This is a genomic window from Ureaplasma diversum NCTC 246 (genome assembly GCF_000731915.1).
Taxonomy (GTDB): Bacteria; Bacillota_I; Bacilli_A; order Mycoplasmatales; family Mycoplasmoidaceae; genus Ureaplasma; species Ureaplasma diversum.
Genome location: NZ_JFDP01000048.1, coordinates 1 through 13448, shown reverse-complemented (window position 1 = coordinate 13448; position 13448 = coordinate 1). Strand labels below are relative to the sequence as shown.

The 13448-nt window shown below is 26.8% G+C and carries 11 protein-coding genes; 7 read left to right on the top strand and 4 right to left on the bottom strand.

What is annotated here, in order from left to right; all coding sequences use genetic code 4:
- The 4 genes from UDIV_RS02140 to UDIV_RS02125 form a co-directional block, all read right to left on the bottom strand.
- A partial coding sequence (locus UDIV_RS02140) for a hypothetical protein (RefSeq protein ID WP_038102679.1) occupies nt 1-383 on the bottom strand: 383 nt, incomplete at its 3' end.
- 75 nt (nt 384-458) lie between these two features.
- Nucleotides 459-2864 (bottom strand): type IV secretory system conjugative DNA transfer family protein, encoded by a 2406-nt coding sequence (locus tag UDIV_RS04220; RefSeq protein ID WP_051749455.1) that lies wholly within the window; start codon nt 2862-2864, stop codon nt 459-461.
- Nucleotides 2864-4240 (bottom strand): hypothetical protein, encoded by a 1377-nt coding sequence (locus tag UDIV_RS02130; protein WP_038102673.1) that lies wholly within the window; start codon nt 4238-4240, stop codon nt 2864-2866. Before UDIV_RS02130 ends, UDIV_RS04220 begins: the two co-directional genes overlap by 1 nt.
- A 1311-nt stretch (nt 4241-5551) precedes the next feature.
- The gene (locus UDIV_RS02125; protein WP_156021868.1) at nt 5552-6631 is read right to left on the bottom strand and encodes a hypothetical protein; all 1080 of its coding nucleotides are present in this window, start codon (nt 6629-6631) and stop codon (nt 5552-5554) included.
- A 111-nt stretch (nt 6632-6742) separates the two neighbouring features.
- Between UDIV_RS02125 and UDIV_RS02120 the strand changes: the two genes are divergently transcribed.
- From UDIV_RS02120 to UDIV_RS04290, 7 genes are all read left to right on the top strand, one after another.
- A complete protein-coding gene (locus UDIV_RS02120) occupies nt 6743-7858 on the top strand; it encodes an AAA family ATPase (RefSeq protein ID WP_156021867.1) in 1116 nt (371 codons plus the stop codon).
- Between the two features lie 31 nt (nt 7859-7889).
- Nucleotides 7890-9335, top strand: coding sequence for an LlaJI family restriction endonuclease (locus tag UDIV_RS02115; RefSeq protein WP_081847813.1), 1446 nt, complete (start codon nt 7890-7892; stop codon nt 9333-9335).
- A 56-nt stretch (nt 9336-9391) separates the two neighbouring features.
- Entirely contained in the window at nt 9392-9661 is a 270-nt protein-coding gene (locus UDIV_RS04750; protein WP_197021672.1) for a DNA adenine methylase, read from the top strand.
- A gap of 100 nt (nt 9662-9761) precedes the next feature.
- Nucleotides 9762-10532 carry a DNA adenine methylase gene (locus UDIV_RS04550; RefSeq protein ID WP_197021674.1) on the top strand — a complete coding sequence of 257 codons (771 nt, stop codon included), beginning with the start codon at nt 9762-9764 and terminating at the stop codon, nt 10530-10532.
- Nucleotides 10533-10534: 2 nt separating this feature from the next.
- Complete coding sequence (locus UDIV_RS04545) at nt 10535-11365, top strand: DNA adenine methylase (protein WP_197021671.1); 831 nt, start codon at nt 10535-10537, stop codon at nt 11363-11365.
- A 128-nt stretch (nt 11366-11493) separates the two neighbouring features.
- Nucleotides 11494-12174, top strand: coding sequence for a DNA cytosine methyltransferase (locus tag UDIV_RS04540; protein ID WP_051749452.1), 681 nt, complete (start codon nt 11494-11496; stop codon nt 12172-12174).
- Nucleotides 12135-13448 (top strand): DNA cytosine methyltransferase (locus tag UDIV_RS04290; RefSeq protein ID WP_197021673.1); only part of this gene is annotated, 1314 nt, incomplete at its 3' end. The genes UDIV_RS04540 and UDIV_RS04290, both read left to right, overlap by 40 nt.

Sequence of the window (13448 nt, the reverse complement as noted above, 5' to 3'; positions counted from 1 at the left end):
CAAAATCATTCCCTTGGTCCAAAACCAATCTTTTTGTAATAGAAATCATCTTTTTTAGGAACATATTTCTCTAATTGATTCTCTTCTTTAATCTCATCTAAAAACTTTTGTTCTTTAAGGTCTTTGTCATTATCTTCTTTAGCTATTTTAAAAGTAATTTTGTCAAAAGTGAACAAGTTAGGGTCATAAGTTTTCTTAGTCTCTGTTTGAGTTTTGCTACCTTGTTGGTTAGTGATGTTCTTAGGTGTTGGATTAGGTTGAGAGATTGGAATTGGTTGATTTTTTCTTGCTAATAAAGAGCAAGATGTTGCTGTTATTGTTGCAGTTGAAATTACTGTTGTTAGTAGTAAACTACTAAGTAATATTTTTTTAAACTTAGTCATAGTTAACCTTTCTTTACCAATGCTATAAATATTATAGCATAAATTCATACCTAAGTACTTATTTAAGTACCTTGATTATGTATTATTTTGATTTTTGTATTTAGCATAAAAATTATTAATCATTAAATCTAGTTTTTCTTCACTAAATCCTGTACTTTTGTTTGTATCATCTGGATTAGTATCATTTTCATTCTTTCTAGGACTGATTGTTCGATATCTTTTTTGTTTTGGAAAATTAGGGACTGCATTGATTGATTCATATAGAAGAATGTTGTTTGTGTCATCTACTTTACTAAAGCAATAAACTATACTATCATCATTGATTAAATCTAGTTCTGTGTATAAATATGAATTATCTTGATTATCTAATTTATTATTAATAGATACTTTCTCAGTGAAATAGCTAGCGTCATCACTTATAGGACTTTTTTCCATATACCAAACTAGTAATTCATTAACTAAAGGTTGTTCGTTAAATTTGATTGCTACTCTTTTTATTTTGCTGTTAACAATCTCATCTTTTTTAGATAGTCTTAATAATCTAGTGTCGCTAAATCCATCTGGTGCATTTCCAATATCAAATTCTTTTTCTTTTCTTAGTTTTTTCTCTTCCTGCTCTTCTTCTTCTTGTTGATTTGGTTGTAGATAACTAACTAATTTAAGTGTTTTAGTATCAAAACGATTTGTTGTAATATCATCATTATCGTCATTTCTTATCATATTGATATCATAATCATCATTTTTGATGTATTGTCAAGCACCAGATGGAGCAAGTGCGATTGGTTTTGTTTTTGCACTCATAATAATCATCATATCAGGGTCTTTGTGTCTAAGTTCTGCAACACTCATTACATCTTCATCATTAGTGTGAATTGAATATGAGACTGATTTGTTAGAAATTGATTTAGATGTTTTTTCAATCTGTTTTTTACCTAGTGAGTTGCTAATGCTTTTAAGTGTGTTTTCATTATTAGTATCTAAGAAATATAATAGGGCAAATTGAGATTTAATAACTTCATCTTCTTTATTACCAACATCATATTTGCTTAATTGTTCAAAGTCTTGTAATACTGTTAAAAAGAAAATTCGTCGAGAACGAGAAATTGCTAACCAATGTGAAAAGTTGTTAATTCTAGGTAAGCTTGCGAACTCTTCTAGAATATATTGTAATGGTCTAGGTAGCTTTTGGCTTTTAGTTGTATTAGCATATTCAATTGCTTGCTGGTATAAATCACGCACTAAAATAGAGATTAAACTTTTAGCTGTATCTTTTTCGTCAGGATAACATAAGAAAATAGCAAATGGTTTGTTAGATGTTAATAGTTGCTTAAAGTCAACTTGGTGTCCACTTGTAATTTTAGCTAGGTTTTCATCTTCATTGAAGACACTAATAGCATTTGAAGCATTAGTAATAAATCCTGATAGGGTTTCATCTGCTGTTCCTTTGAATGCGTCTGCAATGGTTGCTAGTTTTGCTCAAGCTTCATTTTTGTTTTTGTTTTCATCAATAACTTTTAATCATTTTGATTTTTTAAAAGCTTCAACATTTAAAAAGCTTTGGACTAAACCAATATTTAAATAATCTAAAGTTAGTTGTTCATTCTCTAGTGAATATAGTAGTAAGAATTTAATAACAAGACGGACAATTGATTTACCTTGTGATAATCAGATTGTTTCTCCTTGTTTGCTCTCTGCTCAAGAAAATGCGTCTACTAATTCATTGACTTGTTCGTTAAATTTAGCAAATACAAATGTGTTTAGATTATCTTTATTACTTTGTAATAATTGGTAGGTTTTAGCTAAGGGATTTCATTTCACACTTTGCTTGTAATTATCTAAATAGAAAACAATTAATTCATATCCATTATCTTCTAAATGTTTCCCTGTTCTTCTTAAAATATCTTTCTTAGGGTCTGTAATTACAAAAATAGGTTTATCTTCATAATCTAATGCTGCATTGTAATACAAGTTAGGGATAATAACCTTTTCAGTTTTACCAGAACCTGATGTTCCTAAAACAACTGCGTGTACATCATTTTTAGGGTTAAGTAGATATTTCTTTTTATCTTTTAGATATGCTAAAGCGAATGCAGGTTTATTGTTTGCTTTAAATTTTTTAACAAAACTTGCTCTACTCATTCCCTCTGTTGTAAACTCATTGTAAGTTCATACACTTTCATCTTTTTTAGATGAAGTTTTAGCTTTAACACTTTTAGATAATTTAAGTAAAGCAATTAATAATATTATTCCTAATAGGATACTAACTCCAATTACTATGTAAGTTGCATTAGTAGGATAATCGAACATATGCTTAATTAATGTTAAATATGAGTTAGAACCGTTTTTGTTTCAATCTAAAAAGACTTTAAATTTAGTTTCAATACCCCAAGCTAAAGGTGCTAGTAAGAAAATAAAGAAGATAGGGGCAATGATTAAACAGATAAATGTTTTAATTGCTATTAGTCATCATTTCTTTTTCATTATTTAAGTTTATTCACTTTCATATAGTAAGGAACATTAGGTGCTTCATAAACTGTCTGATTATCCAGTTGATATGGATATTTAATGTAGTTGTTAAATAAAGCAAGTGCTTCTTGTTTCTTTTTAATAAATGCATAATAATCATCTTGATTAAGTCTGAATTGTTTGATGTATTCAGAACTACTTGGTTTGTAGTTTTTGTTTTTAACAAAAGGATTGTTATTTCTTCTAAATCTAGCTGATGGATTAATTCCTGATTTATCAATTTTAGTTTGCTTAACAAGTTCATTAACTGATTTGTATAAACACATCTTAACAACTTGGTTATAAAAGTAATGGTTTAAATCAACTTCTTCTTTTTCAACAAATTGTGTTTTTTTAAGTTTAAAGAATTCATCAGGAGATTTTGATGTTTCAAATTCACTTAAATTTGTTCTGTATTTTTTTAAAGCTTTGTTTAAATCATCATTTAATGCTACAAGTTCATTAAAGATATATTTAACTTTCTTTTGTGCTTCTTCACTTAGTTTCTTGTAAGAAATGTTCTTTTTGTCTTTAAGTTCATCTCTAATAAAATCTATACTTTGAATAAATAGAGTATGATTAGTTTTAATATCATTATATGCTTTAGGTTGGAACATACTTTTAGCATTCTTCTTTAAAGCAATCAATTGTTTTTGATTATCATACATTTCTTCAAGTGCTGCTCTATGGACGAATGATTGTTGAAAAATATGTTTAAAGTAATTAATATCTTTATTATCAAATTGCCCTTTTTGTGTATAAACAGGTTCTTTCTTTTTATTAAATCTTAAAGGTGCTTTTTCATATAAACACAGATGAATATGTGGATAGTCTGTATTCTTGTGAATAGCATAAAATCCACTAACTTGTGATGGTTTTAAATTCTTCTTTCTTAAAAGGAATGGTATGGTTGAGTTTAAGCTCTGTGCTCATTCATATTTGTTATAAAAAATGTTTTCTTTACCAAACTGTCCTAGATTAATTGTCATTTCTCAAATAATCTGCTTGTCGTTTAACTCTGCCATCTCTTTTTTAGCTTGTTCTTTGTCTACATAGTTAGCTTCTTTATCAAAGACTCTCATAAGTCCTGATAATCCTTTTGTTTCAGGCGGATTGTTTTGGAAATAATCTCTTGGTGTTAAATTGTTCTCTCTTAAGAACTTGTTAATAGCTGCTCTATCGAAAGGTTTGTCTGATTGCTTATACACTGCATTTTCTCTTGTGATGTAGTCAATAAAACGTCCACTTCTGTAAAATTCAAAGTCGTGAGAACGCTTTTGCCCTTTGATGTATTTAGGAGTAATTGAGTATTTAGCGAACAGTATTTGTGTATAAAAACCATCATTTTTCATAATTAGATTAAAATAACCCCTGTAGCGAATAAGTTATAAAAAGTAATGTAATTACACTACCACATCTACAAATTGAGATTGTAGGTGTGTTTTTGTTTGTTTTACAAGGGGGCAAGGTGCATTTTTAAGAGTGCAATTCTTTGATTTTGTTCTTTTTCCCTTGTTTTTATCAAAAAACGATTAATGATTTAGGGTTTTAGTTTGCTTTAAACAGAACAATTAATATCAATCTATCATTTTTTGAGTAGTAAATTAATCTAGCTGTTCTACTGAGATAGTGTGCTGTGCTGGTCGCTGTGCTGGCTTTTACTCTTTGTGGTAGTTCGTTCGACGGTGTTCCACACACAAAAAAGGTTTATAGGGTGTTTTGGTGCTAACCCTTTAAGTTGGTGCTTAGCATAGCTTTATTAAGCGATATCGCTTACAGTAGGGAACAGAGTGGGGTATCAAGTGGGGTATCAAGTGGAGTATCTAATTTAGTTAGTTGTTAGATTATTTAGTTAGATTAATTTATTAAGTTAAAAGTTAATTAATGAGTGTTAAATAGTTATTACTAAAGAGATTTAATATCTAGTTATATCTAGATTATCTAGAAGTAATCATATTAATACTTAAATCATAATAATACTTGGTATATCTAAAAGAGAATAGTAAATAAAACTATTATTTCTAAAAATAAATATATATCTACTTGTAAATAATTATTATTGAGATATACCTAAGAATAGTGATTAACTTTTAATTAAATGAATATATCTTTTCGGTATTCTACCAAAAATCTATATTCATTATTTTATGTTAAAAATTTGGCGTTTTAACTCCTTTAAAAATGAGCTAATAACATTGTCTGCACTAAAAAAATATGCAGTTATTAACTCATTAACTACTTTTGGCGATTATTGTTAGGTGGGGTGGATTAAGAGAAAAGTTCTTTTTGTACTGTAATTTGAAAACTAAGCTTAAATTCTGTATGCAAGATATATACATTACGTATTGGATAGAAAATTTAATTTTTTTATGCTTTAACGATTTGTATATGAAAGAATAAATAACTTTTATTAATGATGTTGACAGTTTCTAGAAAGGTTTATTTAAGCGAACAACAACTACAACAATTTTTCTAAGTAAAGAAAGGATAATTAATTTGAAATTTTAAAAGTTTTTAGTATATACCCTGCGTACAGAAAATAAGACTAGTTATGAAGTTATTTATAAATGACAATGTGCTGTGATTGTGTATACGATATATTTTGTTGTGTGTAAATAAGCTATGACAAATAAATAACTCTGAATTAGTTTTAAATTACTGACTTAGTTTGAACTTTTTTGTTTTATGCAAGCTAAATTGTCTTGTGGGACGTTTTGTTCTTCTCTATGACGCTTGATTGCATTATGTGCTAATGTGTTGATTGTTTCAACCTTTGCCATATAACAACCTAAAACATCAGATATACTTTTGATTCCTTCTTTTTCTGGAATTATGTATTTTAGCTGCTCTTCCGCTTTTTGTTTTACGTCTTCATAGATTTCTCATTCACGCTCAGTGATTTGTAATGGTTGTGTTTCTATAAATCTTTGGACTAGAACCCGCAATGAATAAAATCGTTGTTGTTCTTTATCAAAAAATCTAAGTATTGAGAATTTGTATTTCGAACTGTTTTCAAAAAGATGATTTAATGTTTTACGAATTTGGTACTGAGAACCAATCATCAAATTGTTTGAGATATGTAAATGATTTTCAATAATTCGTTCTGTTTCAGATAAAGTGCTTACTTCATTTGATTTAGTTTGCAACTTGTTTAATGCTTTAATGATTTTTTCTTTTTTAGTTTCTTGCAGTTGCATTTTTTTGTTATATGCGAACTCAAGCTGTTTTTGATTCACTAAAGCATACATTCCATAAACCACAAGGATTTGTAAATCTTCTATTGTTTGAACTTTAACATAGGTTTTTGAATTACTAGCTAGAGCGTGAGTTTTAATCATTATGCACTTGTACTTACTAAAAGCATTTGTGTTTAGTAAATCTAGTTCTATTAAAACTTTGATTGCTCTGTTAAGCGTTGTTTTTGTAAATCCCCAGTTTTGTATCAAATCGTCGTAATGTAAAAAGTCGTTAACTAGATATCTTGTTTTGCTATGTCAATATGCAATCAGAACTAAGAACAAAGCACTTTTTTGTTTTTGGAATATTTCATAATACTGTTCCCCGATTGATAATCGTTTGATTTCAACTAACTTTGCAAAATCCTGGTAATTGTATTTGTTATAAATGTTGTCTTCGTTTTTAGTCTGTAGCTGTTGAATAAAAAAATTAAGACTGTTGCTGTTTACATTGTCTAGAGATTTGAACGATTTTCTCCAAGATGAATTTAAACTTGCATTTTGCATTTCTCTTAATCCACCCCCTTTCGTAAAAAAAAAAAAAATAACCACCAATGCGAGTTGGCAGTTATTTTCACGGACTTTGTTTTCTTGCTTCCAACTTTTCATCCTAATTATATGTACGGAAACTTTGTAGGTACATATAAACCAGCAATGCAAACTAGTAATGATGAACTTAATTCTAATATTAAGTTAGTAATCAGTATTCTTAATGATAAAACTAAAACTACTCAAGAGAAATACAATACTTTATATGATGCATTTCCAAAAGATCAAAACATCTCAAAATTACCACTTTTAGTTAGTCTATATTGTGATGATGATTTTATCACTAAAGAACTAGACGGAAGCGATTGTAAAGAATCTAATGAAAAACTTCATGGAAGTGCAATAAGAAAATATGTCAATCTAATAACAGAAGAAGCTAAAAAAGAATCGATTGTATATAAATATGTTCCTGGTCCATTTATGAGATTATATGTAAATGCAATCAAAAATAGGAATACACCACACCTTTTAATAATCGAAGAAATAAACCGTGCAAATGTACCAGCGGTTTTTGGTGATGTGTTTCAATTATTAGATAGAAATAGTGTTGGAGAAAGTCAATACCACATCCAAACATCTGAAGATATGAGAAACTATCTTCAAAAAGAATTAGGCGGATCAATTGATGATTATTCAACAATTAAAATTCCAAATAATATGTACATTTGAGCAACAATGAATAATGCAGATCAAAATGTAATGCCTATGGATACCGCTTTTAAGAGAAGGTGAGATTTTCATTATCTTGGTATAAATGATGCAGCTTATCAAAATAAAGATGATTTTAAAAAATATAAATTTAAAATAAACTCATCTGAAGTGGTTCTATGAGATGACTTTAGAAAAGAGTTAAATAGTCAATTATCTCAACTAAATATCTCTGAAGATAAATTGATAGGTCCTTATTTCATCTCTAAATCTGTTTTGGATGAAAATGATATTGACAAAACAACATCAACAATAAAAGATAAGGTTTTAATGTATTTATATGATGATGTTGCTAAAGCTTATAGATCATCGCTGTTTGCAGAAAACAAATACTCTACTTATTCAGAATTATGTAAGCATTTTGATCAAAATGCACTAAGCATCTTTAAGAATAAATTAAATGTAACTTCTGAACCGATAAATAACCAATCAGCAAAAGATGTTTTAAATACATCTGATAATACAAACAATTCATAAATATTTATAGCTTTTAAAAATACAAAAATTTATGAACATAAAAATATTACGCGAACTAGATGCATTCTATTTCAAAGATCTGTTAGATTTATTTAACATGGATACTGATCAATTAAATGAAACATTAAAAACTCTTATCTATTTTAAGATTCTAAGAAAATTAACAGACCCGTCTGATAATGAACTAGATGAACTATTAGAAATAAATAATTGAAAACAATTAAACACACCAAATATTGATGATTTATATGTTTTTAAATATGTAGGGATTGTTATTGTCTCAAACACTTGCTTGATTATATATCCTAAGCATATTGATTATTATAAAGAAGATAAAGATAATAATTTTGTTGTTTTAAAACAATTCATTTCAGTTATTAAAAAATATAAATATAAAGAACAAAGAATCAATATAAATGATGATGGTTTAAAGAATAACTTTAACTTATTATCTCTTACTTTAGAATTATTAAATAACTATAATGAACATGGGTTGTATATTAACAACAAGGAGATAGTTGAAGAAAATGGGGATGGAGAAATTCTCTGAGAAAGAACAATAAATCAAAAGTCTGCTTATATCTTAGAAAATAATCTAATATATTTAGATTTATATACGTCAAACCAAATAAACAATAATGATAATTATTTCACTAATCTACACTCATGTTTATTAACAATAATGACAAATCAAATTAAAGAGGTTTTAAATATTTTAGATTTAAAACCTGTTCATCTTAATAACAAAAGAATAGAAGATTTTGGTAATAAGGAATATATTATTAGTAAGCTAAACCAAGAATTATCTTCACAATTCATAACATATAAACAAGACACTTTGATGTTGATCAAAAGATGTATTCAAGAAATAACGGATGCAAACATTTCTAACAATATTTCATTTATTGGAACTAATAATTTTAATTTAGTTTGAGAAGATGTTTGCTCAGTTGTATTTAATAATTGCATAAATAAACCTATTAAAGACTTTGAATTTAGCTATTATAAAAATAACAAAGAATCCTTATTACTTTCAGAGATCATAGCTAAACCTAATTGAAAACATATAAAATCTAACAAAGTTCATATAGCTAATAAAACTCTTAAACCAGACATTATTACTATCAATAATAAACAATTATCTATTTATGATGCTAAATACTATAAATTGATCCTTAATGAAAATGAATTAAAAAACTATCCTGCAGTTAACGATGTAATTAAGCAATATTTATATCAAGTAGCATACATAGATTTTGCTAAAGAAAATGATATAACAATTACTAATAATGCATTTTTAATGCCAATAGATGCAAATACTGTTTTAAATATAGGTAATGTTAATATTGATTTATTAGTTTTTAATGAGAATAATTTAAAGAATATAGATGTTTTGCTTTTACCTTGTAAAAAGATGTTTAAACGCTATCTTAATAATCAATTAATCACTAATATAAAAGAGTTAGATGATGAGTAAACTAATTAATAAAGTATTTTTTGTAAAGGTGTAATAGAAAAATAAGGGTAGTAGTTTTGAGTTACTGTAGCAAATTAGGATTAAAACAATCTTTTATAAATAACAGAAGATATTTAGGAAATAAATATTCTCTTTCTAATTTTATAAGAGAGATAGTTGATAAAAATTGTAAGGGTGTAAATGTTGTTATTGATATATTCAGTGGAACTGGAGCTGTCTCTAATACTTTTAAAGATAAAATAATTATTACAAATGATTTGCTATATAGTAATTACATTTGTAATTATGCCTGGTTTGGATATGAAGAATATTCAGATAAAAAATAGTTGAACTTATCTATGAATACAATCAAATAAAAACTAAAGAAAATAACTATATGCGAAAGAATTTTGCAGATACTTTTTCTCTGCAAATGATTGCAGCAAAATAGGATATATAAGAGAAGATATTGAAAAGAAATACAAAAATAATGAAATAAATTTCAAAGAGTATGCAATTTTAATTACATCACTTTTATATGCAATGGATAAGATTGCAAATACCGTTGGACACTATGACGCATACAGAAAAGATACTAACTTTAAAAAACCATTGGTGTTAAATGTTTTATTGCCTGATAAAACTATTAATCCTAATAATGTTTGTTATAACCAGGATGCAAACAAACTAATTAAAAACATAAAAGGGGATTTGTTGTACTTAGATCCTCCTTATAATTCAAGACAATATTGTGATGCATATCATTTATTAGAAAATGTAGCTCGATGAGAAAAACCTGAAGTCTTTGGTGTTACTAAAAAGATGGATAGATCATCACTTAAAAGTGATTATTGTATGTCTACAGCTACAGAAGCATTTCAAAAGCTTATTGAAAATGCAGATACAAAGTATATCTTACTTTCATATAACAATATGTCAAATAAAGGAAATGATAGATCTAATGCAAAAATATCTGATGAAGATATTATCAAAATTCTTAGCAAAAAAGGTAAAGTAACAATATTTGAATCAGATTATAAAAGCTTCTCAACTGGTAAATCAAATATAAAAGACAACAAGGAAAGACTATTTTTGTGTGAAGTATTTAGTAAAGAAGAAAAGAGAATTAATATATCATCTCCCTTTAATTATATTGGTGGCAAATTTAAACTATTAGAACAACTACAACCATTATTTAATGAAAAGGAAGTTTTTTAGATTTGTTTGCTGGCGGGGGAAATGTTGGAATAAATTCAACTTCTTCAAAAGTTATTTTTAATGATTTAAACGATAAATTAATAGATTTAATTAAATTTATAAAAGACACTAATACTGATCTTTTATTGAATCGAATAGATAATATTATTGATAAATATCAATTATCAAATACAACATTATATGGTTATTCTTATTACAATTGCAATAGTAGTAAGGGGTTAGCTGAATACAACAAAGATCAATTTATTAAATTAAGAGATGATTTTAATGCTAAGTTGATTGCAAAAGAAATAGATTATGTGATGTTATATGTATTAATGGTTTTTTCTTTTAATAACCAAATCCGTTTTAATAAAAAAGGTTTGTTTAATCTCCCTGTTGGAAAAAGAGATTTTAATTCTAAGATGAGAAGCAAACTTGTCTTATTTTCACAAAAACTAAAAACTAAAGATGTGCAATTTTCAAAGAGGGATTTTAGAGATATTTCATTAGATGATCTTTCTCAAGATACTTTTATTTATTGCGATCCCCCTTATTTAATTACAAATGCAACATACAATGAAAATTCAATGTGAACTGATTCAGATGAAGAGAGTTTACTTAAGTTTTTAGATCTAGCAAATGAAAAAGGTTTTTGTTTTGCTTTATCTAATGTTTTAGAAAGTAAGAACAAAAGAAACGATATTTTATATAACTGGATACAAAACAAAGGATATTATTGTAATTACTTAGATAAAAGTTATGCAAATAGTAATTATCACAAAAAAGATAAAAATAGTATATCTAAAGAAGTTCTAATTACTAATTATCGGATTGATACAATGAATGAATAAATTGTAAATAAAAGTATTTTTATCAAGGCTTTTAAACAACCAAAAAATATTTATAAAGCAAACACTTCTTGATTCTAAAGTTCAAGATGTTATTAAAAAATATAAATAGAATTAAGGAGAACTAGAGTATGACTAATCAAATAAAATTTATAGATTTGTTTGCTGGTATTGGTGGGTTTAGACTCGGTTTAGAAAGCAATGGTGCAAAATGCGTCTTTAGTTCTGAAATAGATGAACATGCAATAGAAATGTATAAAGCAAATTTTGGTGATAACTCAAAATGTGATATTACTTCTCTAAATCCAAATGATATACCTGATTTTGATATTTTATGTGCTGGATTTCCTTGTCAAACATTCTCAATCAGCGGTAAACAAAAAGGTTTTGAAGATGATGTTAGAGGGACGCTTTTCTTTGATATTCGTAGAATATTAAAAGCTAAAAAGCCAAAAGCATTTATATTAGAAAATGTTCAAAATTTAGAAAAGCACGATAAAGGAAATACTTTATTTGTAATGATAAAAACATTAAATGAATTAGGGTATTCTGTAAAATATAAAATCTTAAATGCAAAAGACTTTGGTGTTCCACAAAATAGAGAACGAATAATAATAGTGGGAAATAACGAAGGTAAGATTTTTGATTTCGATAAAATTAAAACTTCTTCTATTCAAAGTATGAAAAGCTTTTTAGATAAAGAAGCAGATTTTGAATATTTAAAAGATGCTGAGTACACTTTATTAAATAAATCAGATATTAAAGTCCAAAAATCTGGTCTTTTTTTTGTGGTTTCAGAAACAAAAAAATAAGAAAAGTAGGAGTTAAAGAAGATACAAAACATTTATCTAGAGTACATAAACAAATAAATCGTATTTACTCATCTAATGGAATACACCCAAGAATAGCTTCACAAGAACAAAGTGGGCGATATTTTATATTCGATAACAATAAAGTAAGAAAATTAACCATAAACGAATGCTATAAGTTTATGGGTTTTCCGTCTGATTTTAAAAAGATTGGTACAAATTCAAAACTCTATGAACGGATCGGAAACAGTGTTTGTGTGCCAATGATATCAGCAATATCAAAAGAAGTCATTAACCAATTTTGAAACAAGAAAGGGGTGAATGAAATGAATACAAACGAATTCTTAGAACACATATATAAACAATCTCTATGTATTAAATCAATCGATGATTTAAACTTAAATGAAACACAGAAAAAACATATCCAAAGTATTGTTGAAAAAGAAGAAACATTTAAAGGGGTTTATACTGTTTTAATTACTAGCTTAGTATATAAATGTTTAAATAAAAATCGAGATATTAGATTACATCAAGCCAATATGGAAAATGGTTATAGTGGAAGAAGTTTTGATACAAAATATATAAATCCTTTTATGAAACAAAAACAATTTTTAGCAGCTATGAAAGAAATAGGTTGACATACTAGAAGTTTAGAACAAAACTTCCCATATAATTTAGATTTCCCAGGCAAAATAAATAACAAGAATGTTAAAGAAGCTTTTTTATTGATCTTAAACGATGTTGAAGAAAATAATGCTGATCCAAAAGAATATTTAAAAGGAGTATTTTATCTAAGTATAAAAGAGAAAGAAAAGAAAGCTATAGGAATAATCAACCCTGTTGCTTTTGAATCTAAAATTACTATTGATCAAATTATAGAACTATTAAATAAACATTTTTATTATAGTTATAAAAGTAGAGCGGCTTCTATTTTGCCCGTAGTTGCTTTATATAGTCTTTATGAATGCATGATCAAAGAATTAAAAATATTTGATAAAAAGCTATTAATACCATTGGTTTCTCACTATAGTAGTGATAAAAGTAGTAATAATCCTGGAGATATTGTTATAAAAAACGAAGATGGATCACTTTATGAAGTTGTTGAAGTAAAGTTTGACATACAACCAAACTATATTATGGTTGAAGATGCTTACAAGAAATTCAACAATACACCTATTCAAAGATATTATATTCTAAGTACACTTCCTTCTAAAGAAGATGAGTTAGAAAAAATTGACAACCTAGTAAGTGACATTAAGTCTATACATGGTTGTCAA